The following is a 24874-nucleotide window of genomic DNA, read 5'->3' as shown; positions in this document are numbered from 1 at the left end:
CTTTATGCCAAGCTTATTCCACTACATCCAGTCCTGCCCCTGAAGCTCGATAAGCTCCTTGAGCTCATGATTGGACATCTCTGTCAACCAGTTTTCTCCGGAACCGACAACCTGCTCCGACAGGCTTTTTTTACGCTCAATCAGTTCATCAATCCGTTCTTCCAGTGTTCCCTGGCAGATCAGCTTATGAACCTGCACATTCTTATGCTGGCCGATCCGGAACGCCCGGTCGGTCGCCTGATTCTCCACCGCCGGATTCCACCAGCGGTCATAATGTATGACATGGTTGGCCCGTGTGAGGTTCAGACCCACACCGCCGGCTTTGAGTGATAGTACGAAAAACGCCGGCCCTTCCCCCTCCTGAAAGGCATGCACCATCTCATCGCGTTCCCGTTTGGGGATGCCGCCATGCAGGAACAGCGGCGGCGAGCCGTAACGTTTCGCCAGCCTGCTGACCAGCAGCTCGCCCATCGCCACATATTGGGTGAAAATAAGTGCGGATTCCCCAAGTTCGGCAATGCTGTCCAGCACCTCGAACATCACATCCATTTTGCCGGAATGCTCACTGCGTTGGGTCCGGCCCTCCTCCTTGCGGTACAGCTGTGGATGGTCGCATATTTGCTTCAGCTTGGTCAATGAAGACAATACCAGCCCCCGGCGGGCCATGCCGGAGCGTTCCCCGATGACACCGAGCATTTCATCCACTACACCCTGATACAGCGCCGCCTGCGTTTCTGTAAGCGGACAATAAGACTTCAGCTCCAGCTTCTCCGGCAGATCCTTGGAAATGTCCGGATCACTCTTGAGCCGCCGCAGCAGGAAAGGCGAGACGAGGCGGTGCAGCTCCCGCAGCCGCTCTCCGCCTTCACCGGATACATACCGCTGGCGGAACGAATGATAAGTCCCCAGATACCCCGGATTCAAAAAGTGAAAAATGGACCACAGCTCGCCAAGCCGGTTCTCTACTGGTGTGCCTGTCATCGCAATTCGATGCGGTGCTGACAGCTTCATCACACTCTGTGCCTGCTTGGTTCGGTGATTCTTGATATACTGCGCTTCATCCAGCACAACGGTCGACCAACGGACTCCAGCGAGATCCTCGCTGTCCCGGCCTGCGAGATGATAAGTGGTCAGCACGATTTCATGGCTGGTGGCCAAGTCGATGAAGCCTTCCCCGCGAACCCGTCTTCCCCCGTGGTGAATATGCACACTCAGAGATGGTGCGAAACGCTGCAGCTCCCGCTGCCAGTTGCCAAGCAGCGAGGTCGGGCAGAGAATCAGCACCGGCTCACGCTTCTCCTCCGGCGGAGCAGTCAGGGCACGGTCTAGCAGACAGGTGATGACCTGCACCGTCTTCCCGAGGCCCATGTCATCGGCAAGGCACACACCAAAGCCGAGACCGCTAAGCGCAGCCAGCCATTGAAAGCCGCGCTCCTGATAAGGTCTAAGCGTTCCATGAAGACCCTGTGGCACAGAACGCAGCGGAAGGCCCCGCAGAACATCGCCATGCATGAGCGAAGCGAGCATGCCGGAGGTTTCCATGCCGGTCACCGACATTCCCTTCCAGAGCCGCTCGTCACCATCCTCGGCCTCCAGACGCATCCAGTCCGCCGCCGACATTTCTCCGCTTTCGTTGCGCTTCATATATCTCAGAACCTGACGGATCTCCTTCGGATCGACTTCAATCCATTCTCCCCGGAAGCGTACAAAAGGCACTCCGGCCTCCACCAGCGCATTCAGCTCTTCCTCGCTGATCGTATTATCGCCCAGCGAGGCCTCAATGCGGAAGGAAATCAGCTCTTCCATGCCAAGGGAAGGCTGGGTTGAACCATCTATGCTGCCGCCGGGCGGCTGCATCTTCATCTTCATTCCGATCCGCCGCCGGCCTTCACGGCTCCAGCGGGATGGCATCTGCACCGTAATTCCCCGCTCCCGCAGCTGCTGCACGCTCTCCTTCAGAAAGAAATAGACGCGGTCCGGCTCCAGTTGAACTCCATCCGGAGCCGGTCCGGCTAGCGCACGCTCAATATCCGGTGATATTTTCGCGGCCCGGCCGAGTGCAGCCAGCAGCTGCTGCTGAATATTGCGGTAGCGCTTGCCCCATAAAGTGAACTCCCGTTCCCTGCTGCTCCAGATCGCCGCCGCAGGAATCCAGAATTCTCCTTCCTCCCGGTTCTCCGCCCAGAAGGTTAAATTCCAGGCATCGCCTTCGTTCGCAGGCGGCTCCAGGCGCAGACCCAGACTAAGCTGGCCGCTGTGGACCTCCTCCGCCCCGGAGTTCGGAATCTCATTCTCAGCCGTACCGTTTACAGCAGCAAGGAGGTCCGCCACCTCGGCCGGAGTCCCCTGCACCGGGATATCACGGCTGCCGGTGAGCAGGCTGTTCCACCACAGCTCGGTCAGCGGTGAATAACCACGGCGATAATTCGCTTTGAATGGCCCCAGCTCGCTTTCCATTCCCGCAATAACCTTTTTGATCTCGGCGGTCATTACAGCCTGCAGAAAAGAATGCAGCACATAAGCTCCCGCTTCTTCACGCGACGACAAGTCCCCCTCCTCCGCAACATGGGTTCCCAGTGCCAGCACCGGCATGGAAGCTGCCATCTGCAGAAAGAAATCCTTGTCTGACTCCTGCCGAAAGGCCGGAGACCAGCAGGCCGCAGCGGCTTGTTCTCCCCCGCGGCGGCGCGAGCCTATAGGCCTTGGCGGCATTGCACCGGGCACAATCCCGCCTGTGCCCATCAGTTCAAGGGCAAAACGGGCCGCAGCCGCCCAATAGCGCAGTTCTCCGCCAGGCTCCACTCCCTGTGCACGGCACATTTCCTCGTCCCAGGCCAGCAGCAGCTCAAAGGCGTCCTTCGGGGCCAGGGCAAGCCCTTCCAGCGTGCGTCCAGGCAATCGCCGCGATGTCCTCCCTTCCGCAGAGGCAGCAGCCGGATACTTCACTTCCGCCAGCCGCAGCGCAGCACCCGCAAAAGGACGTCCTCCTCCCCGAAGCTCCAGCCGTTTGACCACACGTGTCCATGCGTCAACTTTCGGCTCTGAAGTTTCGCCAGAGAAGCAGAATAATACGTCCCCTAACCATATTGCATACAGATGCTTAATCATTGGTGATCTCCTGTCTTTTTATGCAAACAGAAAGCGTCAGCCGGTTCCGCCAGAAGAAACGGCTTCGCCGCCCTAAAGGACGGAATCCGTTTCTAACCTTGCAGAAGGCTGAATCCTTCTCCGCGAGAAATATATTTTTAAGCTGAATCAACAGATGTGAACCCTAACGAGAAACATAATCCCCATTATTCCAGAAGTTTTTTTCTTCATCCCTTCATCTTATACGAAAAAGTCCTGATTTAAAAACGTTTCTGTATATTTTCTGCAGATTTTATATTCCGGCACCGTCCGTAATTGAAAAAAACCCGCCAGCAGGCGGGTTCAAGTCGTATCAAAGGGTTCTAAAGTGTTCCGTTTTCTGCTCCGCTACCTCCATCCGCAGCTCCCCGCCTTCCGGGTCATCGTCCACTTGAATAATTACCGCACCGCTCTTGCCATTGCGTGCCCAGCCCCGCCGTCCTTCCTTAAGCTGCTCCAGACTGATTTCGGAGAGTCCTTCCACCGATCGGGTGAAGAAAAACGGATAACAGAGCGCGAAGCGCAGCATCTCCCTGCGGGGCGTAAATTCACGGACTTCATAAGACCAGCTTATCCGCAATATCCCTGCTCCTCCGGCGGCCTGCACGTTGATTTGCGAATATTGCCCTCCTCTGTACCCGAAGCTGTGCCCGTCATCTTCATACAGGGTAAAGGCAGCCGAGAATCCTTCCTTGGCTTCCGCACCGTACAGGTGAAACACTACCGTTTCCTCTGTTTCTTCGAGTGCGTATTGTTTGAGCGGACCTTCGGCGACAAAACTTCCGGCCTTCACATACATCGGCATGATGTTTAGCGGTGCATCGGCGAGGATATGGCGTCCGCCCTCATGAACTTCACCATCCCAATAATCCAGCCAGCACCCTTCAGGCAGATACACCGAGCGATGCTCCGTATCCGGGCGGTAGACAGGGGCAATCAGCACATTTTCCCCGAGCAAAAATTGATCGCACAGGTTGGTCACATAGGGGTCGCGCGGATACTCCAGAATCAGCGGCCGGATCACAGGAAGCCCACAGGTTTCCGCCTCATGAAAAAGGTTGTAGATATGAGGCATCCAGCGGTAGCGCAGGCCGATGAATTCGCGGAGAATCCCTTCGACCTCCTCACCGAACGACCATGGCTCCTGGCGCAGGGTACCGATGGAGGAATGGTTGCGGCAATAGGGGAAGAAAACACCCATCTGTGTCCAGCGCACCAGAAGCTGTGCGGAGGTATGGTGGGCGAAGCCGCCGATATCCGGCCCGGAGAAGGCCAGCCCCGAGAGTCCCATATTGAGCACCATAGGTATCGCCATCGCCATATGCTCCCAGAAGCTGCGGTTATCCCCCGTCCATACCGCGGCGTAACGCTGTATCCCGGCATAACCGGCCCGGGTCAGCACAAAGGGGCGCTCTCCCCCCATATGCTCCGCCAAGCCTTCATAGGTTGCCTTGGACATCATCATCCCATACAGGTTATGGTATTCCTCATGTGTGATCGGATGCCCGTTGTTGAAATGCATCACATCCAGATCCATCGTTTTGCTCTCATTAAACACCGCCGGCTCGTTCATATCATTCCAGATTCCGTCAATGCCGAGGTCGGTATAGTATTTATGCAGATCGCCCCACCATTCAGCCGTCCGGCTGTCGCTGAAATCAGGGAAGGCACTGATGCCCGGCCACACCTCGCCGAAGAATATATCGCCTTCCAGCCTGCGGCAGAAATGCTTTTCGAGAACCCCCTGCTTGTACACCTCGTAATTGGGGTCTTTCTTGACGCCGGGATCAACAATCGGTACGATCCGCACACCGAGCTCCTTCAGCTCCGATATCATCTTTTCCGGCTCGGGAAAGTTAACAGGATCAAAGGTGAAGACACGGTATTCATCCATATAATGAATATCCAGATAAATGACGTCGCAGGGAATCTTCTTCTCACGGAAGGTCCGGGCGAGCTGCAGCACCTCCTGCTGGTTCATATAGCTATAACGCGACTGGTGATAGCCGATCGCCCATTTAGGCGGAAGCGCAATCCGTCCGGTCAGCGAAGTGTATCTTGTTACAACATCCTTCATTTCGGGACCATTGATAAAGTAGATATCATAAGCTCCAGTGGAGCAGCCGATCGTAAAAGCAACCCCATGGGACCGCATATCAAAATCGCTCCGGCCCGTATTGTCGAGAAATAATCCGTAGGAGAGGTCGCCATGCATATGAATAATCAGTGGAATGGACTCATACAGGGCTTCTATCTCCGGCAAATGTGGCGCAAATACATCGGTGTTCCAGTTCGTATAACGCTCCCCGCGTTTGTCTAGAAAGCTGGATTTCTCCCCCAGCCCGTAAAAATGCGAATCCGGCTGCATATCATACTCGGCATGACTGGCCCCGCGCGGATTCCAGCTTGTCAGGTTCTGCTGCATGATGACCTTGCCCTCAATATTTTCCACACGGAGAAGAAAAGAGGTTTTCTCAAGGATCAGCCGAATCGCGCTGGTAGTGAAGATCAGTGCATCCTCTGTCTCCTCCACCGGGAACAAATGCGGCACACAGCTCTCCGCCAGCACTGCCGCAGATGTTGTCAGATCCGGAACGCTGCTGCGAAACACCTTCATCCGGAACATTTCATCATTCAAAAAGACAAATACAATCCCGCCGCGCTCCCCGCGGACGATATAAATATTCTCTGAACGTTCCCAGGATTCAATGCTCCCAGGGGTATTCCAGGTTTCCTTCATAACAAGTGGACCCATTTTTTCGGGACGTATTGCTTCGCTGCTCTCCATCGCCTCTTATCCCCCTCCGGCTGTTGCCGCCTTGTTAGAATTTCCTATTCTACTTCTATTACCCCGCTTGTGCGGACGGCTATCCGCAGCTTTATGACCTGCAGGTCATTTTTTTGGGTAATATAGTCTTAACCGCTGATAAAGCGGGTATATTCTATGTAGACTCAGACTTCACCGTTATACAATTTACTTAAGTATCCTACCTATTTCACACCGGCCGGTTATGCTTTTTCCATCTGGTCGCTGATCTATCTCCTGCTTGCCGGTTTTATCGTATATCAATTCCGCGGGAGCACCGGGTCACGGGATTCGGTTAACTCTTTGGGCATTTGGTTTGTGCTGAGCTGCGTCTTTAATATGGGCTGGCTGTTCCTCTGGCATTATCTTTACATCGAGCTGTCGCTGGTTGTCATGGTGCTCATGCTGATTACACTAATCGTCATCTATCGTAAAACCCGCAGCGTCACCGATCCGGCTGCAGGGGAAAAATGGCTGATCAAGCTGCCCTTCAGTATTTATCTCGGCTGGATCTCGGTTGCCACAATTGTAAATGTCAGTGTCGTGCTGGAGAAGAACAACTGGGACGGATTCGGACTCAGTGCTCCCTCCTGGGCAGTTATCATGCTCTGCGTAGGCGTACTGCTTGCTGTAATGGTCAGTTTCCCTCACCGGGACAGCATTTATCCACCGGTCTTCGTCTGGGCGTTTATCGCGATTGCCCTTGAGCACAGAGACACCGGAAATGTATTCGTGACCGCTTCAGCGGCGGCAGGACTCCTGCTGCTCTACAGCATTTGGCTGACGTTTACTTTGCGCCGCCGGAGCAGATATTGACGTGTGGTTCCCGGAGTTTCAACAACAGACTGTTTACAGCCCATTCACTGGTCAAAAAAAAACCCGTTGCCTGCTCGTACCGGCAACGGGTTGTTAAATTCATTTGATTTCGTTCAGTTAGCTATCGTAATTAACAACTATAAGCCCATTATTTCTTGCGCGCTACCGCTTCAATCTCCACAAGACCATCCTTCGGCAGTCGGGCAACTTCAACCGCACTGCGGGCAGGATAAGGTTCTGTAAAGAAACTGCTGTACACTTCATTCACAGCTGCAAAGTCATTCATATCCTTGAGATACACGGTCGTCTTCACAACATGATCCAGCGTTGCGCCGGCCTCTTCCAGAATGGCCTGAACGTTGCTTAGCGACTGGCGTGCCTGCTCCTGTACACTTTCCGCAAGTTCTCCTGTTTCCGGATTCAGACCCAGCTGTCCTGAAGTATATACCCAGTTTCCGGCTACAATCGCCTGACTATATGGCCCGATGGCTCCTGGGGCTTTGGTTGTAGCAACCTGTTTTTTACTCATGATACGCTCCTCCTGTGGGTACACGACATTAATGTCATGATGTACATATGAATTTATGTCCCATTGTACGTGCTGCACTCTGTTTAATGCAAACTTCCCTTCTAGCGGCGACCAATAACATGTATCACATCATTGGGATAAACATGTACGCCGCCTGTATTGGCAAGTGCAATATTCACCATTGCTTTCGCCACTTTGGCACCGGGGATAGCCCGGTACTTCGCTGCTTTGCCGACCATCGCAAAATCAAATACCTTCATCAGCACGGCAGCAGCACGTTCTCCCAGCCTGAATTCCTGACGTTCGCCCAGCAGCAGCGAGGGCCTGAACAGGTGCAGGCCATGAAACCCGGCGGCGATTAACCCCTCTTCCGTCCGGCCCTTGGTACGGCTGTAGAAATTGCGGGATTTGGCGCTGGCCCCCATGGAGGAAACCGCCAGAAACTGCCTCACACCGCATTCTTTGGCAATTGCAGCGGCCGCAAGCGGATACTGCAAATCCACACGTTCAAATTGCTCCTGTGAGCCTGCTTTTTTAATCGTGGTGCCCAGGCAGCAGAAGACAGCATAGGCTCCGCTGAATTGTTCCTTATATTGCCCAAGCTTTTCCCAGTCAATACTGGTTTGCTTCAGCTTGGGATGCTGCAGCTCCAGCGGACGGCGGACCAGCACCCGGACCTCATCCCAATCCCCGGTTAGCAGTTCCTCGGTAACTGCCTTGCCTACCAAACCGGTCGCTCCCAGCACTACGGCTATTCTAGTCACGTAATCCCTCCTTTGCTGTGGCACTGCAAATGTATATATGATAAGTCTATTCATCTCTGAGAATACGGCGTCCCAGCAGCAGCGCCAGGGCGATCATCAGCACCCCGACAACGAGCTGCATGCCATAGACCTGCGTCCAGCGGGGCCACTCTGCGATCCATTCGTAAATTCTGCCCCCGATCAACGGCCCGAAAAAAGCAGCCAGACCTGTAAGCGCCGCATACATTGCCATATACATTGGACGTTCCTTTTTCGGCGTATCCCCGATAATGAAGTTAAAGGCCAGCTGGTTGAAGCCGCCTACCCCCATGCCGAATACGATATGGGCCGCAAACAGAACCGGGAGCATCGGGAGAACGGAGAGCATTCCCCACAGCAGCGAGGATGCCGCGATAATCGGCAGCGTCCAGAGCAGCAGGCGCTTATTGCTGTATTTTGCATTCAAATTGCCCCACACGTAAAAGCTGGCCATCATAAAGAGGGTCTGCGACACATTGAGCAGCGACAAGGTCTCATAATTGATATGGAGAAGCTGCAGCATCACATAGGAATAAAGCGGAACCGTAAGGTTCTGCAGCAGCAGCCAGGCGGAAAGAAATAAGGTTGATTTCATAAACAGCGTATCATGTAGCGGTTTCCTGAACATCGGCAGAAAGTCCTTCTCCTCTGATTTCTCAAAAGGCACATCCGGATAGAAGAAGAACACGATGATGTTCGAAATAGAGAATATCCATACCACGATATATAAAATAAGGAAGCCATGCCCGCCGGGATACCGGTCAAGAACAATCCCGCCGCCATACATCACAAGGCTCCCCAAAGCGTTCAGGAAGGTGTTGCGGATGCCAAAATACCGGCCTCTCACACGGGCAGGGACGAGATCGCTGATGACTGAGCTCCACAGCACACCACCCGCCGTGTTAGCAATGAAAGCGATTGTATATAACACTATAAATGCAATAACCCAATGCTCTTTAGGAAATATGAACGGTACAAGTCCCGTTGAACCCCACAGCAGTCTGTGCAAGCCGATAAAAGTTACCATAGCCCACTTGCGGCTTGGCAGCTTCTGAATCAGAAAGGCTACACCGATTTGTGCAACATTGACCAGGGTAGTAAGCGCCAGCACAAAACCAATCTGGCTGGAAGTGGCTCCTAAATATAATAGAAAGCCGGTCAGAAACTGACCTTGCAGCAGCACCTGGAAGATAGTAGACGGTATCCCCTCGAATGTAGCAATCTGCAGATTCTTGCGTTGTACCGAGGCTTTGCGGATACGCTTTGGGCGAATACCGGGCAGCCTGTTTCTCATGATGTTCATGGGGGGTATTAACACTCCTTAGATGCGGCGTTTGCTTCATTCTACTCCGCATCATCGTCCTGTCAATACACCAAAATCACAAATTAAATTGGAGCAGAAATCCACCGCAGCGCGGAGCCTTACAAGGGCAAATAAAGGGAGAATTGACTACCCTTATCCTCCTGGCTCTGTAAAGTGATGAATCCGCCAAGCAGCCTGGCCAGATCATTGCTGATGGACAGTCCCAGCCCTGTTCCGCCATACTTCCGTCCAATGGTCTGATCCGCCTGCTGAAAGGCTTCGAAGATGATATCATGCTTCTCTGCGGCTATTCCGATGCCGCTGTCTTCCACATCAAAAACAATCCAGCGCCGTTCGAGCGCCCCCTCCTTACGCTCCAGTGTACGGATGTTTAAGGAGACATGCCCTGACACTGTGAACTTAATGGCATTGGAGAGCAGGTTACGGAGAATCTGCTGCACCCGCTGGGGGTCTGAATGAATGACCAGAGGCACGTCATCATGCAGTGCGATGTTGAACTCCAGCCCCTTTTGTCTGGCTGATACACTAAACTGCATAGCCAGCAGTTCAGGAATTTCACTGACATTCAAATCTTCCTTAAGAATATCAAGCTTGCCTGCCTCTACCTTCGACATGTCCAGAATATCATTGATCAGCGTCAGCAAATCCTCCCCCGAACGGTGAATGATCCCGGCATATTCGGCCATTTCCTCCGGAGTCAGCGATGCCTCATTTTCTTCTATTAATTGCGAAAGATTAATGATACTGTTCAGCGGTGTTCTAAGCTCATGCGACATATTAGCCAGAAACTCAGACTTGTACTGGGAGGCCATCATCAGCTGCTCAGCTCTCTTCTCCAATACGATCTTATTCTTATGCAGCTCCTCCGTCTGGGCAGAGAGCAGCTCATTCGCTCTGACAACCTGTCCGTTACGCATCAGCTCTAATTGGAAGTCACGGATAATTAGCGCGAAAAGTATGCTTAGACCCAGCCCGGCGGGCAACGTAACCGGCATGATATCCGTTATGTATTCCCGGGCAGGTATAACTCCAAAAATGGTGATATTGATTACGTTCATTAGGTTAACTACGATAATAGTGACTAACCCTTTGTTCATCATGGAAGTAGTGGTACGCCGTATCCAGAAGCCCAGGCCCGCGCAGACGAAACCCAGGATAGATAAATTCAGCACTCCTACCACTGCTGCTTCATTAATGCCGAAGGTTAACCTCGTGAGCCCGGTTCCTACACCAATAATAATAAGGATGAAGGGATGCGGGTAAGCCAGAGTAGAAATAATGAGCGGCACAAAACGCAAATCAAAGATAACGTGCTCTTCCAGTCTGTACCCGAAGAAGGAACTGATCCAGCCGGCAAAGATAGCCAGCAGCACCCAACTAACCTTTTTAACCCGTTCCGGAGCATATGTAATTGTGTGTTTATATATTAAATTCGCCAGATAAGCCAATGTTATGAGAAGGGCTGTGTTCATAAAAAATATTTTCAAATACTCCATGGCTTCACTCCTACATCATTTACGTAATAGCAAACATCTTATCTATACTATCACAGTGGTGGATTGAATTCATGAAACTACAGCTCTATTACTGTATATCCGGACAGTGCGCACAAGCTAGTTTCTTACAATTAAAGAAGACCGCAAATGAACAGGAGCGCAAATCAAATGCGATTTGCGCTCCTGTCTTCCAGCTCTATAGTAGGCTCTTCCAGGTCATATTCGGGCTTGTGCCCACATCTCTGCATCCGGATTTGTCCATAAGACACCGCCTCTTCATGAATATGGACTACCCTTTCATGAGGCCTGATTGTCTGCTAGCTGCGGAACGACTTCTCCCAGCTGTTATATTCCGCCTCTGCGGCATCCTTGGTATGTCCGTAACGTTCCTGCAATTTACCGACCAATTTATCCTTCTCTCCGTCAATTACGTCAAGATCATCGTCAGTAAGCTTGCCCCATTGCTTTTTGGCTTCACCTTTAAGCTGCAGCCATTTTCCTTTAACCACATTGTTATCCATTACATGTCATCTCCTTAGCCTTATTTAGGTATCATTTAGAAGCTCATGTCTAGTAAATACTTAACCGTGCTCCCCGGATATGAATCTGGACAGTCTGCGGAATGAAGTCGTATTTTGTCACATAATAGTCTTTTAAAATAGGTATCAATATATTATTAAAATTGATATAATCCAGATGTAAATTAATTTTTTGTTCATTAAGTGATTATTTTCACATGATTTTCCCTTCCCTTGTGCTAAAATGCCATCGAAGTAGAAACAAGATGTCTAAATTTTTTTATAATGCTGACCGATATATGTCAAGGTAATGCTACAATTAGGGTCTAAAGCCTTGGGTACACGTGACATATGTCATTTATAAAGTGATTTTTGTCACTTCCAACGACTATTAAAATGTTTTACATTTTAATATATATATTTTAAACTATTTTTGGAGGTCATATCAAATGAAAAAAGCTTCTGTAATCTTGTCGAGCGCTCTTGTACTCGGTACTCTGCTCGCAGGTTGTGGCAACAACAATGATGCTAACAACGCTGCACCAACTAATGCTCCTGTAGAATCTACTGCACCAGCTACCAACTCCGGCAGCAACACTGCTGGAACAGAGACTGGAAAATACAAGGACGGTACTTACTTCGGAACTATTGAAGCTGATGCAGAAACCGGCTGGCAAACTTACGCCCTGTTGACTGTAGAAGGCGGAAAAATCACCAAAGCGGATTGGAATGCTTTTAACGTTAAAAATGCAGGCGATCTGAAGAAAAAAGTTTCTGAAGATGGTAAATATGGTTTGGTTGAAAAGGGCGGCGCTCAATCCGAATGGCATGAGCAAGCAGTTAAAGCCGAAGCTTACCTGATCGAAAAACAAGATCCTGCAGCAATCACTGTTGATGCTGAAGGACATACAGATGCAATCTCCGGTGTATCCGTACATGTAAATGACTTTGTCGCTGCTGCTCAAGCTGCACTTGCTGCCGGTCCTGCCGAAGCTGGTGCTTACAAAGATGGCGGATATCATGCAGAAGGCGAAATGGATAAAGAATCCGGCTGGAAATCCACAGTTGACCTGACTGTTGCAAACGGAAATGTTGTTGCTGTTAAATTCAGCGGTTTGAATGCTGCTGGCGACGATAAGAAACAATTCTCTGTAGACGGCAAATACGGCATGAAAGCCGGCGGTGCTTCTGCTGAATGGCATGAAGAAATCGCATTGGCTGAAAAGTATTTCCTTGAAAACAAAGGTGCTGCTCCTACTTTGGATGCCGAAGGTAAAACAGATGCCATTTCCGGCGTATCCATCCACGTAGGCGAATACTTTACACTGGCAGAAAAAGCACTCGAAGGCGCGAAATAATAATTCGCACTCCTCTTGCAGCTAATCAGACGAATGAGGTGAGTTTCTCTTGAAGAAAATAGTCATTTTGGGCGGCGGCTACGGCGGCGTACTCACGGCTAAGAAACTGGCAAAGAAATTTAAGAACGACAAAGATGTAGAAATTAAACTGATCGACCGGAATCCCTATCACACTCTATTGACTGAGCTGCATGAGGTTTCAGCGAACCGCGCGCCCGAGGATTCAATTAAGATTGATCTGAAGAAAATCTTTGCAGGTCTTAAAGTAGATGTAGTTCTTGATGAGATCAGCAACATTGATTTCAAGAACAAGAAGCTTAAATCCGACAAAGCCACCTATGCTTATGATTACCTGGTAATCGGCACAGGCAGCAAACCTACTTTCTTCGGGATACCGGGAGCTGAAGAGAATACCTTCTCCTTCTGGTCCTATGACGACGCGGTTGCGCTCAAACGTCAAATCCGCGACATGTATACCAAAGCGGCTCAAGAAAAAAATGCGGCTGTACGCCGTTCCATGCTGACCTTCGTTATTATCGGCGCCGGCTTTACGGGTGTCGAGCTGGTTGGGGAAATGGCCGAACAACGCGAAGAATTGTGCAAAGAGTTCTACATCGACCCATCTGAAGTGCGGCTGATTGTAGCCGATATGGCTCCTAAGATCCTGCCTATCCTGCCGGATAAGCTGATCCAGAAAGCAGAAGCCCGCCTTCGCAAGATGAATGTAGAAATCGTTACAGGCGCCAAGATCACCGAGGTAGGCAAAGGCAGTGTAGCTCTCGGTGAGAAAAACATCGTGGATGCACAGACCATCGTCTGGACAGCAGGTGTTGAAGGCTCGGAAATCGTTGGCAACCTTGAAGTTCAGCAACAAGGACGCAAGCGGATTGTAACGAACGAAAACCTTGAAAGTGTAGACCACAAGAACGTATACGTTGTAGGGGATAACATCTTCTTCATCCCTGAAGGCGAAACACGTCCTGTACCGCAAATGGTTGAGAACGCCGAACAAGCAGCTCCAGTCATTGCCGGCAACATTACCGCCGACATCAAAGGAACTGCCAAGAAGGCTTACAAACCAGGTTTCCACGGTACAATGGTTTCCATAGGCAGCCGCTACGGTGTGGCCAACGTCGGCCTCCCAGGCAAGCTGTTTATGCTTACCGGCTTTATGGCTATGCTCTCCAAACACTTTATCAATATGTTCTACCTGTCCCAGGTTGTTGGTTTCAACAAAGTCTGGACTTATATGATGCATGAGTTCTTCCATGTGGAAAACCGCAAGAGCTTCCTCGGCGGCCACTTCTCCAAACGTTCGCCGAACTTCTGGCTCGTTCCGCTCCGCATGCTTCTCGGGGGCATGTGGCTGTATGAAGGTATCGACAAGATGAAGAAGATATGGGAAGATCCGGATAAGATTTTCTTGATCCCTGCAGCACCATTCGCTACAGATGCCGCATCATCGGCCAGCGTTGCCGTTGATGCTGTAAAAGATACAGTAGATGCACAGTCAGCTGCTTCTGCAGTTACGACAGCCAAAGAAGCGGTTGAAGCTTTGCCGGTTCCAGGCTTCGTATATGATATTACGAACTGGTTCATGGATCTAATGTTCTACAACAATGACGGAACTTATACGTTCCTGGCTAAATGGTTCCAAATCGGTATGGTTTGTGCCGAAATCGTCTTTGGTATTATGCTTATCGTAGGTCTGTTCACAGCAATTGCTTCGATCGCTACCATCGGTATGGCCGTCATGATCTGGTCTACGAAGATGGCGTCGACGGAAATGCTCTGGTATGTTGGTGCGGCAATCGCCACAATCGGCGGATCCGGCAGCATCTTCGGTCTGGATTACTACGTTCTTCCTTGGCTCAAAAAACAGTGGAAAAGGATACCGCTCGTCCGGCGATGGTATCTGTATACCGACTGACGTTAGGCAGGAATGAAATACCGCTGCAGTTGAATATGATGTTCATAAGAGTAATGTGTCCCTAGGACACATTACTCTCCTTATTTACACAGGTGAAAGTATCTTTCACGTCCTAATTTGTATTTCCAGCAAGCAGGCAATGATTCAAGCAAACGCCTGTCTTTGTTTTAAACAATGGTTTTGTAGGGATAATCAAGGCTATGGTTTCTTCCGGCAAAACCGACAAGAAGGAGAGAATATGGTGAACAAACAACTCATTGAAGATACCTTCCGGCTATTGCAGACTGAAATGTCACCGATTGCCGGAATTCAATTGCATCTCTCTCCGGCAGAATGTGAGCAGCTGCTCCCGGTACTGGACCGCCATGATCTGGAATATAACCGCAAAGTCCATTTGCTAGGTATTTACACGATTCTTACCATGGCGGCAAGGCGCCATATGGAATGTGTCCCACATCATCCCGACCTGACCCGCAACATTTTGGATGGAGACTACTTATACAGCTTCTACCTTCAGTTTGCGGTGAAATGCCGCGAGCTGGATCTGGTTGCATATTTGGCTCCCTCAATCAAAAAAATGCAGATACGGCGTGCAAATGGAGACTTCACGGATCAAAATCCGGCTGCGGGAATTGAAGAATTCCTTCTCCAAGAGCAAAGGCAGCAGAACCGCACAAGCAAAGCCATTTGACAGGTGGGAATCTTACTATGAAGCTGCATGAAGCCTTGAATATAGACATTAATGAAATTAACCGCGAAATTGAAAATCTTGTAGCCCGTGACCGGGATGTGCCCAAAAAGTCACAGCTGGCCCAGAGTATTCTTGAGCTGATCGGCTCAGGCGGGAAACGCCTGCGTCCGCTGATGGTCATTGTGGGCAGCCGGTTCGGACGCAAGTCCCCAGGCCGCAGAGCGCTGCAATTATCCGCTGCTGCCGAGTTTATTCACGCGGCCTCTTTAATTCATGATGATATCATTGACGATGCAGAGCTTCGGCGGGGCGGGGCAGCGCTTCATACCAAAACCGGTGTATTATCCGCTGTGCATATCGGAAACTATATGTCCGCCCGCGTCATTGAGCTCTTAAGCAAATACACAGGTGACAAAAACCGCTACGTCCATGATCTATCCTCCGTAGCCACCGCTCAATTATGCCTGGGTGAATACCAGCAAATGGAGCATGCCTACGATTATGAGCTGACGTTTGAGCAGTACCTGGAGAAATCGCGCAATAAAACAGCGCTGCTGATGGCTACCTGCCTCAGGGTAGGCGCACTGTCCGCTGAAAGCACTGAAGAAGTGGCGAATCTTCTCTATGCCTTCGGTGAAGCGCTCGGAATGTCGTTCCAGATCCAGGATGATCTCTTAGACTTCACCCAATCTGCCGAGGTGCTTGGTAAACCGGCCGGAAGCGACCTGCGCAACGGTCAGGTAACCCTGCCCACCCTCTTTGCACTGCAGGACCCGGAGCTGGCCCCTCTCATCCGCAGGATCGGCCCCGGCTCATCCGGGAAGGAAGTCGCCGAGGTACTGGAGCTGATCAACCGCAGCGATGCCTTGTCCCGCACAGAGGACGTCAGCCAGAATTACCTGGATCAGGCCTCAGCCATAGTGCAGCAACTTTCCGGTTATCCGGCTAATGCCGACCTGGAGACGCTGCTGCAGTATTTTGCGGGACGTGACCGCTGAACTCCGGCTTAGAGATCCAATGGATGCTGAATAGAGCAAGCCAATTCCCTAAATACTATGTCCACATACAAAAGAGAGCCTCACAGCGGGCTCTCTTTTGTATGTATTCAACTGTCATGCTATTCTTCTTGGTGCTGTGATTAACTATCGGACTCCAGCGAAGTTATTTCGAGAATTAACTCAATATCCGCGCTCTATCGGACCGTAGTGCAGTTACTTTGCATTTTCGAAGCCCATCTTGCTGCTTTCTGCAGGAATAAGGTCTCTCCAGTCCGCGTGCAAAGGAAATGAGCTAAGATCAGGTGAATAGCGTCTCCCTAGTCCGAAACAGGAGTAAAGGAAAGCTGTCTGCTTTGAATCCTTCTTGCCCACGCAAAAAAAGCGCGTCAGCCTAAGCTTTCCGCGCTCTTCTGCCACCCCCCCGCTGGGTAGGCATGTTGTCTTTTTTGAAGTTAACTGCCGGAAAGGTTAGGACGGAACGGAGCGGAATTTTGGAACTGGAGAAGCGTCAGCGTTCGCCTTTAACCTCGGATTCCTACCGCGATAAGTGGTTCCAATCAGGGAATCCGAGGTTAACAGCGATCGGAAGTCCAAATATTCCGCGTAGTGCAGCTCCTAACCGCCCCACCACCTAGTTAACGTAAAAATAATCAATCAGCGTACACAGCAATATCACCATACTGATCACCTGATTCAAATTATAAGAAGCCACCTTCATCAGCTTCCGGTTCGACGGCTTGATGATCTTATGCTCTGCCATCAGAAGCAGCGTGGCAATACCGATGCCCACAAGATACATCCAGCCCAGATCACGCCAGAGATAGAGGAACAGCAGCAGCAGGATCATAATGAAATGCAGGCCTTTGGAGATCCGCAGTGCATTTTCGAGCCCGAAGAAGCTGGGAATCGACCACAACCCGTGCCGCCGGTCAAAGTCGATATCCTGAGTGCCGTAAATGATGTCAAAGCCGGCAATCCAGAGCATCACGACTGTACCAATCACAAACGGCGTAAAAGCGATATTTCCTGTCACGGCGAACCAGGCACCGATCGGTGCCGAGGCAATGACAAAGCCTAGGTACAGATGGCTGAGAAAGGTAAACCGTTTCGTGTAGGAGTAAGTAGAGATCAGGACAATAGCCACTGGCGACAGCAGCAGACAAAGCAAGTTCAGCATACCGGCAGCGACTATAAACAGAGCATAGTTGATGACAATGAACAGGATGACTTCCTTCTCCTCAAGCAGCCGCTGCGGCAGATGGCGGTGCGCCGTGCGCGGGTTCTGTTTGTCAAAGGTGCGGTCCACCAGCCGGTTAAAGGCGTTCGCGCCGTTGCGTGCTCCGATTAACGCAATAAGCCCCCACAGCATCATATGGCCGGAGGGCCATCCCCCGGCAGCCCATACCATCGAGATGATCGCAAACGGCAGCGAAAAGAGCGTATGCGAGAACATAACCAGTTCGCTGAACATTTTCAGCTTGAGCGCGGTGGTTTTGAAAGCATTCAATATAACCATATCATTCTTCCTTCATCTTCATTTCCCGTGCCGCTGTGAGGCTTGAAGCAGCACTTCATTTAGTGCTTTTATCATACCATCAATATCTTCCGCTGTAACGATCAGCGGCGGTTGAAAGGCGAGAACATTACGGTTCACACCGTTTTTGCCGATCAAATAGCCACGGTCCTTCATCTCTTCCAGCACATCGTCCGTCAGCTCTGCCGCAGGAATGGCGTCGCTGCCTGCCAGCTCCGCCCCCAGCATCAAGCCGGTACCCCGCACATCGGAGATCAGTGCCGGATAACACTCCTGCAGCTGCTGCAGACCGCGCTTCAGCAGCTCCCCAAGCTCTGCCGCCCGCTCCGCCAGCCGTTCACCCTCAATATAATCCAATACGGCCAGTGCCGTAGCCGCTGAGACAGGATTGCCTCCGAAGGTGGAGGCTGAAGGCCGGTTCAACGAGGCGGCAATTTCATCCGTAGTCGCGAAGGCAGCCACCGGAACCCCGTTGCCCAGCGCCTTGGCCATGCTGATGATGTCGGGAACCACACCGAAATGCTCCATGGCGAACATGACTCCGGTGCGGCCGTAGCCGGTCTGAATCTCATCATCAATCAGCAGCACACCGTATTGGTCCAGCAGCGCCTTGACTTCGCGGAAATACCAGGAGACCGGCATAATCATGCCGCCATTGCCCTGAATCGGTTCGACGATCATCGCAGCAATGTGTTCCCCTTTCTCCTGCAGCACATGTTCGAGGTTCTGGAGCGACCGCGCCCCGGCCTCTTCCAGCGTAAGTTCAGGATCATACGGGCGTGCAATGAACGTTACATCCTCATCCAGATACTTGTCGGTTCTCCACATTTGGAGACCAGTGACGCTCATCGTAAGATTAGTCCGTCCGTGCAGCCCGCTTTCCAGGGCAATGAATCCTTTGCGTCTGGTATGCATTCGGGCCAGTAGCAAAGCCCCTTCATTGGCCTCTGAGCCGCTGTTGACGAAGAAGGTCCGGCGCAAGCTGCCCGGCAGCAGCTGTTCGAGCCGTTCCGCCAAGTCCACACCCGGCTGTGTAAGGTAGACCGTGGATGTGTGCTGGAGCTGCTGAAGCTGCTCGATCGTGCGGGCTGTAATCGCCGGGTTGCAGTGCCCACAGGCCACGACAGATACCCCGGCGAAAAAGTCCGTATATTGCTTGCCGTTCTCATCATAGACAAACTGCATGCTTCCGCGCACCAATTGCGGGGCATCACGGTAAAAGTGTGCGGTGCAGGGATAGAAATACTGCTTTCTTTTAGCGGCTACCCCATCTCTTCCAATGAATTGCTGTTGTTCCATCTATGGTCCCTCCCCTTCTGCTGCTCATCTATAACTCTCTTAATATGGAAAATAAATCAGTGCAATAGTTTGTGAAAAAAATAACTTATCACTCTAGCATATACTGTTAAAATTGCTATCCAGAAACACTTAAAAATTTAACTATCAATTAAACTGCAGCGAACCCAGGGTATAACCTGCATACACCGGCTTCAAACCGCCGAGCAGCTCTTGCTTTTCCAAAGAACCGTTGATTGCTGCCTGATAGGCCTTAATAATACCGCGCAGCTCTTCCACACTATAGGTCGCTCCTTCAATCCGCAAGCTGGCAATGCCAAGGCCCTTCATCTCCTCCACCATAGGCAGATAGCAAAGCTCCTTGGAGAACAGCAGGTGGCAGCGGCCATATTGGTCACGATACACCGGATTCTCACCTTTATCCGTCTTCAGCACAAGTACCTCATTGCTTACAAACAGGTTGTCTTCTTCACCAATCGGCTCCATTACCTCGGTATTCTCGAACAGATCATGCTCCATATACATCAGCGCCGGTGTGCCGTGAACGACAACTTCGAGCGGCAGCTCGCAGCCGGAGGTAAAGGATGCAAAATGCTCCATCGTCATTTCCGGTGAAACCGTTAGCTTAGCCAGTCCCAGTCCGGCATACAGCCCGGCAGAAAGATGGTTGTATACATTCAGATTGGCGTCCCCGATCATCGGGTATCCCGTCTGGGCGAAACGGCGAATCGCTCCAAGGTTCGTAATCAGCAGCCCGTCAATCGGCAGGCGTTCCCCGCTCAGCAGATGATCGTATTGATCAAAATGCAGCTCCGTCATCATCCGCGGCATCCCGAGGTAGAGCTTAGTCTTTCCTTTTAAGGCGCCAAGTTCCTTAATGTCCTGCTTCGTAAACGGACGGTCCGGCTCAAATACATCACCTGGCAGATATAAATGATCAACACCCAGCTCAAGCACCAAACGGGCCTGCTCCATATTATTCACGCGTACCGCAAGCTCCGGTTTACTTTGCTCACTGCGTCTGCCTTCCGCAAGCCGCTCGCGCAGCTGCATTACCCGGTCCACCGATAGCTCCCGCTCTGCAGTAGGTGTACTGAATACCTTGCCTGTACTGTAAAATTTGCCTGTACCTTCATAGCGGCGGTTGATGTTCGCCAGTCCCGGCTTGCCAAAAGCATACGCGGTGGAAAAGTCACGTTTCCGGTTTTGGTGCAGCATCTTGGTATCTACGGTACGGTCAAAACCGATTGGATCCTCAATATAACGGTCAATGGCTTCACCATAGCTGTTCGCGAGCATCACCATGAACTCTTTGTCGCGCATCCGGCCCTCAATTTTAAAAGAAGTAATGCCTGACTCAATCAGCTCCGGGAGATGCTCATACATGAACATGTCTTTGACAGCCAGCGGATATTCAGCCGGGAAGACATAGCCGTCTTTCTTGATCCGGTAATCCCAGCGGCAGGGCTTCATGCATTTGCCCCGGTTGCTGCTCATGCCGAAGACCTGGGAGCTGAAATAGCAGTTCGCCCCGTGCACAGAGCACATGTCTCCGTGAATGAAATACTCCAGCTCCATGCCGCTCCGCTGCCCCAGCAGCTTTGCCGTCTGCAAATCCATCTCACGCGAGGTGACCACCCGGCTTACCCCAAGATCACGCAGCGCATAAACCATCTCCAGATTGTGCACATTCATCATCACCGAGGCGTGAACCGGAAGCGTAAGCTCCATCTCGCGGATCAGCTCCAGCACAGCCATATCTTGAACGATCAGCGCATCGGGATGAACTCCGTCGAGAAAACGAAGATATTCTCTGGCTTCCTCCACATCATCCTCACTGAACAGGTTGTTTACCGTAATATATACTTTTTTGTCCAGGCTGTGGGCGATCGCAAGGGCTTCAATAATCTCCTCATGAGACAGGTTGTAGCCTTTGCGCATCATTCTCATGTTCAGCACAGGACCGCCAAAATAGACGGCGTCACATCCCGACTGCACCACTTCCTTGAAAATTTCAAACGTTCCCGCCGGTGCCAGCAGTTCGATTTCCTTGCCATTAAAATAACGTGCCATTTTTGTTTCCCCCTAAAATTACAATAATGCTACTGCAACTCCCATGATGATGAACATAGCGACAAAAACAGTATCGGCCCAGCCCCACCTGAGGCGGTGATACCGGCTGCGCGGCGCATCCATGCGGAACCCGCGGGCTTCCATGGAATAGACCAAATCCTGAGCGCGCCGGAAGGCGCTGGAGATTACCGGCACAAGCAGCGAGACGAGCATCCGCCCTTTTTCCTTAAGCGGCAGCTCCTTCAGGTCGGCTCCGCGTGAGGCTTGCGCCTTCATGATGATCTGCGATTCGTCAAGAATCGTCGGAATGAAGCGCAGGGCGATGCTGATCATCAGCGTAATCCGTTCCGGCGACAGCCCCAGCTTTTTGAACGGGGACAGGATGCCCTCCAGACCCCGGTTCAGCTTCGCAGGATTTGTAGTGAAGGTAAGCAAGGCCGTGAAGGTGATCAGGAAAAACATGCGGATGACGGAAAACGCGGCCAGCCGCAGCCCGCCTTCATGCAGCGAAAAGGAGCCGATAGAGAAAACTGCATCGCCCTCCTTAACAGTCAGGGCCTGAACGACAAAGATAAACAACATTAAATAACGCAGCGGCTTGGCCGCTTTGACGAAATATTTAAGCGATATTCGGGTTGATGCCATGACCGCTATCGAAAATACGGCCAGCAGCGCCATCGCCATCCAGGAATGCGACAGTAAAATAACAACTAAATATAAGATCATCCCGATGATCTTGGCCCGGGCATCCAGCTTGTGCACCCAGGAGCCGGTCTCAATGCTGCGCCCGAGCAGCAGCCGATCATTCATAGCTATCCCTCTTTCCTGCAAGGCCCGGGCCCTCCGCTGCTCCAGGCAGCGAAGCAATCAGCTCGGCGAGGCTGCCCGCGGTCAACCGCGGCTTCTCCCCCGCAAGACCGAAGCGGTCGGCAACCGCCCGCCAGTAGCGGAGCGACTGCGGCACCGTCAGGCCGCAGCGTTCCAGAATATCCGAATCGGCAGCAAGCTCCTGGCTGCTGCCCTGAAAAGCCAGCTCGCCTTCCCTAAGCAGGACCCAGCGGTCGGCATAGGGAAGCAGCTCATCCATCCGGTGCGTCACGATGATAATTGTCCGGCCCTGCTCACGGCAGAGCCGCTCCAACAGCCCGATCAGCTCCGCCCGGCTGATCGGGTCGAGTGTCGCTGTCGGTTCATCCAGCACAACGATATCCGGGTCCATGGCCAGCACCGAAGCGATGGCCGCCTTGCGCATCTGTCCACCGCTTAGACGGAACGGATTGCGCTCCAGCAGTCCAAGATCGAGCCCCATGTCCGTCATCGCCTTGCGCGTGCGCGCTTTGGCTTCTTCAAGACTCATGCCAAAGTTAAGCGGGCCGAAGCACAGATCCTTCTCTACCGTCTCCTCGAACATCTGCTGCTCGGGAAACTGAAAAACCAGACCGACCCGGCGGCGCAGCGGCAGCAGCTTCGGAGATTTCTCGCCGGCGCGGATAGTCACATCAAGGACACTGACCGTCCCCTCCGTCGGCTTCAGAATTCCGTTGAACAGCTGCAGAAGTGTCGATTTCCCCGAGCCGGTTGCCCCGGCAATGCCCACCATCGATCCACTGGGGATGTTAAGATTAATCCCGTCCAGCGCTGTCTGCCTCCAAAGGCTCCGGTCCGCGTAGGTGTAGCTTACTTGTTGTAGTTGTATGGCCATAATGTGTCTATAAGCTCCTTTTCACTGGCGGGAACATCCACCTTGATCCCCAGGTTCTGCAGTTCACGGGCAAGCTGCCAAGGATACGGCTCCCGCAGGTGGCACTTCTCCAGAAGCTCTTCATTCCGGAACAATTCCGCAGGGGTTACATCTGCGGCCAGTCCGCCCCCGTGCAGGGCCAGCACACGATCCGAGGCCAGGATTTCATCAGCATCATGTGTAATCATGAGCAGGGTATAGTTCCCTTCCGCGCGCATATCCTGCAAAATGCCCATCAGCTCGTTCCGGCTTCCTTCGTCCAACATAGAAGAGGCCTCGTCAAAGATGACGATGCCTGGCTTCATGGCTAGAATGGAGGCAATGGCGACCCGCTGCTTCTGGCCGCCCGACAGCTCGCCGGGATGCTTGGCCAGCAGATGGCCGATCCCCAGTTTCATGGCATAGGATTTCAGCCGTTCCTCCATCTCCGCGTGGGGTAAACACAGCCCCTCCAGGCCGAATACGATGTCTTCCTCTACCGTTGCCCCGATAAACTGGTTGTCAGGGTTCTGGAACACCATGCCAATGCACTGACGGATCGTTCCAATATTCTCTTCCTGCAGCTTATGGCCGCAGATGAAGATATCTCCGCCACTTTTAGGCAGCAGGGCATTCAGCAGCTTGACCAGCGTTGATTTGCCGCAGCCGTTCGGTCCCACGATGCTTACCCATTCACCCTGCCGGATAGACAGTGTGATATTCTGGAGGATCGGGTGCTCGGGGTCATATCCAAACGATACGCCTGCCAGTGAGATCACTGGCGGTTCCGTTCCAGCTTCCAGCTCATTATTAAATTCATTCATGTTAGTCATCCTTCCCAGCTAGTGACCCGTTCCGCCCAAGAACTCTTCAAACAGCGATATTTTGGATAACGAGGCTACCACATACCGCACCGCGAAACCGACGACAATCCCCGTGACCACTCCGGTAATCAGCAGCATCGGAAAGTAGTAGAACGTGCTCGATGATTTCAACACTATGGAAGCGGCGAGCAGCTGCCCTGTGTTGTGAGCCAGTCCGCCGGCAATACTGATCCCAATGACACTGAGTCTTTTCCCGCCAAACCGGACGAGCAGATACATGACTACAAAGCTGAACAACGAGCCGAACAAGCTGAACAGCAGACTTGAAAAGGTACCCAGCAAAAATGCGGTAAGCAAGGTCTTGAGGATTACCAGTACAAATGCGTCACGTGCGCGCAAAAAATAGATGCAGGTCAAAATCATAATGTTGGCAAATCCCAGCTTGGCACCGGGCATCAGCCCCATCCCTGCGAGTGGAATCTGAGCTTCCACAATACTCAGCACAACCGCCACCGCGGCAAAGAGCGCTACAATCACCGTTCTTTTCAGGGCTGTTGAAGACTCACTACTGGACATAGGCATCTATATCATCTCCTCCCGACGCGCCTGCAATTTCTACTAATACCCTGTGCGGCAAACAGACGATCGTCTGCTTGGGCAAGGTAATAAACCCAAAACCAAGACAAACCTTGTCGGGACAGTCAGCGTCATACATTTCAATACCATAATCATGCACTTTTAAAAGGTTATACCCGCGATCGGTACGGACTTCTACCGTTTGTTCTTCCTCTGTAAGCTGAACCGTCTTGAACAGCTTGCCGTCCACCATTATATTGGCCACAAGATTTTTCCCCGGGCCGCCTTTATCGTCTGAAAACCACCTCGGTGCAAGAAAAGCGAGAGCGGCAATGAGCACGATGGAAACCAGCAGCACATCTGCGCGTTTCATAAAATTCTCCCTTATTTTTTAATTAAAATCCAGACTTAATAATTATAACGGTCTACCCTCAATCCTTCAATGAATGTAGTCGTTAATTGTCGGTTTTAAAGATC

General features: G+C 51.7%; 20 protein-coding genes and 1 pseudogene. 6 read left to right on the top strand and 15 right to left on the bottom strand.

Annotated elements, in window-relative coordinates; all coding sequences use genetic code 11:
- Positions 1 to 21: 21 nt before the first annotated feature.
- Positions 22 to 3108 carry a DEAD/DEAH box helicase gene (locus tag NST07_RS02530; protein WP_342481003.1) on the bottom strand — a complete coding sequence of 1029 codons (3087 nt, stop codon included), beginning with the start codon at positions 3106 to 3108 and terminating at the stop codon, positions 22 to 24.
- A gap of 20 nt (positions 3109 to 3128) precedes the next feature.
- Between NST07_RS02530 and NST07_RS02525 the strand changes: the two genes are divergently transcribed.
- Positions 3129 to 3254 carry a hypothetical protein gene (locus tag NST07_RS02525; protein ID WP_342481002.1) on the top strand — a complete coding sequence of 42 codons (126 nt, stop codon included), beginning with the start codon at positions 3129 to 3131 and terminating at the stop codon, positions 3252 to 3254.
- Positions 3255 to 3439: 185 nt separating this feature from the next.
- On the opposite strand, the gene NST07_RS02520 is transcribed toward NST07_RS02525, so the two are convergent.
- Positions 3440 to 5914, bottom strand: a complete 2475-nt coding sequence (locus tag NST07_RS02520) for a TIM-barrel domain-containing protein (protein WP_342481001.1) — start codon at positions 5912 to 5914, stop codon at positions 3440 to 3442.
- A 180-nt stretch (positions 5915 to 6094) separates the two neighbouring features.
- Between NST07_RS02520 and NST07_RS02515 the strand changes: the two are divergent.
- Positions 6095 to 6748: pseudogene (locus NST07_RS02515) on the top strand (TspO/MBR family protein); the annotation flags it as partial.
- 148 nt (positions 6749 to 6896) lie between these two features.
- Here the strand turns inward: NST07_RS02515 and NST07_RS02510 are convergent.
- The 5 genes from NST07_RS02510 to NST07_RS02490 form a co-directional block, all read right to left on the bottom strand.
- A complete protein-coding gene (locus NST07_RS02510; protein WP_341089512.1) occupies positions 6897 to 7277 on the bottom strand; it encodes a RidA family protein in 381 nt (126 codons plus the stop codon).
- 101 nt (positions 7278 to 7378) lie between these two features.
- Positions 7379 to 8041 carry an oxidoreductase gene (locus tag NST07_RS02505; RefSeq protein WP_342481000.1) on the bottom strand — a complete coding sequence of 221 codons (663 nt, stop codon included), beginning with the start codon at positions 8039 to 8041 and terminating at the stop codon, positions 7379 to 7381.
- A gap of 46 nt (positions 8042 to 8087) precedes the next feature.
- On the bottom strand, positions 8088 to 9362 hold the full coding sequence (locus tag NST07_RS02500; RefSeq protein ID WP_342480999.1) for an MFS transporter: 1275 nt from the start codon (positions 9360 to 9362) through the stop codon (positions 8088 to 8090).
- Positions 9363 to 9481: 119 nt separating this feature from the next.
- A complete protein-coding gene (locus NST07_RS02495) occupies positions 9482 to 10879 on the bottom strand; it encodes an ATP-binding protein (protein ID WP_341089508.1) in 1398 nt (465 codons plus the stop codon).
- A 317-nt stretch (positions 10880 to 11196) separates the two neighbouring features.
- Entirely contained in the window at positions 11197 to 11400 is a 204-nt protein-coding gene (locus NST07_RS02490; RefSeq protein ID WP_038585347.1) for a CsbD family protein, read from the bottom strand.
- Positions 11401 to 11846: 446 nt separating this feature from the next.
- Here NST07_RS02490 and NST07_RS02485 point away from each other — a divergent pair, with 446 nt between their 5' ends.
- From NST07_RS02485 to NST07_RS02470, 4 genes are all read left to right on the top strand, one after another.
- The gene (locus tag NST07_RS02485; protein WP_341089507.1) at positions 11847 to 12755 is read left to right on the top strand and encodes an FMN-binding protein; all 909 of its coding nucleotides are present in this window, start codon (positions 11847 to 11849) and stop codon (positions 12753 to 12755) included.
- Between the two features lie 49 nt (positions 12756 to 12804).
- Positions 12805 to 14685 carry an FAD-dependent oxidoreductase gene (locus NST07_RS02480; protein ID WP_038585341.1) on the top strand — a complete coding sequence of 627 codons (1881 nt, stop codon included), beginning with the start codon at positions 12805 to 12807 and terminating at the stop codon, positions 14683 to 14685.
- A gap of 241 nt (positions 14686 to 14926) precedes the next feature.
- The gene (locus tag NST07_RS02475) at positions 14927 to 15376 is read left to right on the top strand and encodes a hypothetical protein (protein WP_341089506.1); all 450 of its coding nucleotides are present in this window, start codon (positions 14927 to 14929) and stop codon (positions 15374 to 15376) included.
- Between the two features lie 17 nt (positions 15377 to 15393).
- A complete protein-coding gene (locus tag NST07_RS02470) occupies positions 15394 to 16374 on the top strand; it encodes a polyprenyl synthetase family protein (RefSeq protein ID WP_341377163.1) in 981 nt (326 codons plus the stop codon).
- A gap of 631 nt (positions 16375 to 17005) precedes the next feature.
- On the opposite strand, the gene NST07_RS02465 is transcribed toward NST07_RS02470, so the two are convergent.
- From NST07_RS02465 to NST07_RS02430, 8 genes are all read right to left on the bottom strand, one after another.
- A complete protein-coding gene (locus tag NST07_RS02465) occupies positions 17006 to 17890 on the bottom strand; it encodes a UbiA-like polyprenyltransferase (protein ID WP_341089504.1) in 885 nt (294 codons plus the stop codon).
- Between the two features lie 18 nt (positions 17891 to 17908).
- Complete coding sequence (locus tag NST07_RS02460) at positions 17909 to 19207, bottom strand: aspartate aminotransferase family protein (protein ID WP_341089503.1); 1299 nt, start codon at positions 19205 to 19207, stop codon at positions 17909 to 17911.
- Between the two features lie 144 nt (positions 19208 to 19351).
- Positions 19352 to 21277, bottom strand: coding sequence for a U32 family peptidase (locus NST07_RS02455; protein WP_341089502.1), 1926 nt, complete (start codon positions 21275 to 21277; stop codon positions 19352 to 19354).
- An 18-nt stretch (positions 21278 to 21295) separates the two neighbouring features.
- Entirely contained in the window at positions 21296 to 22087 is a 792-nt protein-coding gene (locus NST07_RS02450; protein ID WP_341089501.1) for an energy-coupling factor transporter transmembrane component T, read from the bottom strand.
- Positions 22080 to 22979 carry an energy-coupling factor transporter ATPase gene (locus tag NST07_RS02445; protein ID WP_342480998.1) on the bottom strand — a complete coding sequence of 300 codons (900 nt, stop codon included), beginning with the start codon at positions 22977 to 22979 and terminating at the stop codon, positions 22080 to 22082. The genes NST07_RS02450 and NST07_RS02445 overlap by 8 nt, the downstream gene beginning before the upstream one ends.
- Complete coding sequence (locus NST07_RS02440) at positions 22955 to 23821, bottom strand: ATP-binding cassette domain-containing protein (protein WP_341089499.1); 867 nt, start codon at positions 23819 to 23821, stop codon at positions 22955 to 22957. The genes NST07_RS02445 and NST07_RS02440 overlap by 25 nt, the downstream gene beginning before the upstream one ends.
- Positions 23822 to 23839: 18 nt before the next feature.
- Entirely contained in the window at positions 23840 to 24403 is a 564-nt protein-coding gene (locus NST07_RS02435; protein ID WP_076113706.1) for a Gx transporter family protein, read from the bottom strand.
- A complete protein-coding gene (locus tag NST07_RS02430) occupies positions 24387 to 24770 on the bottom strand; it encodes a NusG domain II-containing protein (RefSeq protein ID WP_341089498.1) in 384 nt (127 codons plus the stop codon). The genes NST07_RS02435 and NST07_RS02430 overlap by 17 nt, the downstream gene beginning before the upstream one ends.
- Between the last annotated feature and the right edge of the window lie 104 nt (positions 24771 to 24874).

It is taken from the genome of Paenibacillus sp. FSL L8-0340 (assembly GCF_038593145.1).
Taxonomy (GTDB): domain Bacteria; phylum Bacillota; class Bacilli; order Paenibacillales; family Paenibacillaceae; genus Paenibacillus_AQ.
The sequence above is the reverse complement of the archived record's forward strand: the minus strand, read 5'-3'. Positions and strand labels throughout refer to the sequence as shown.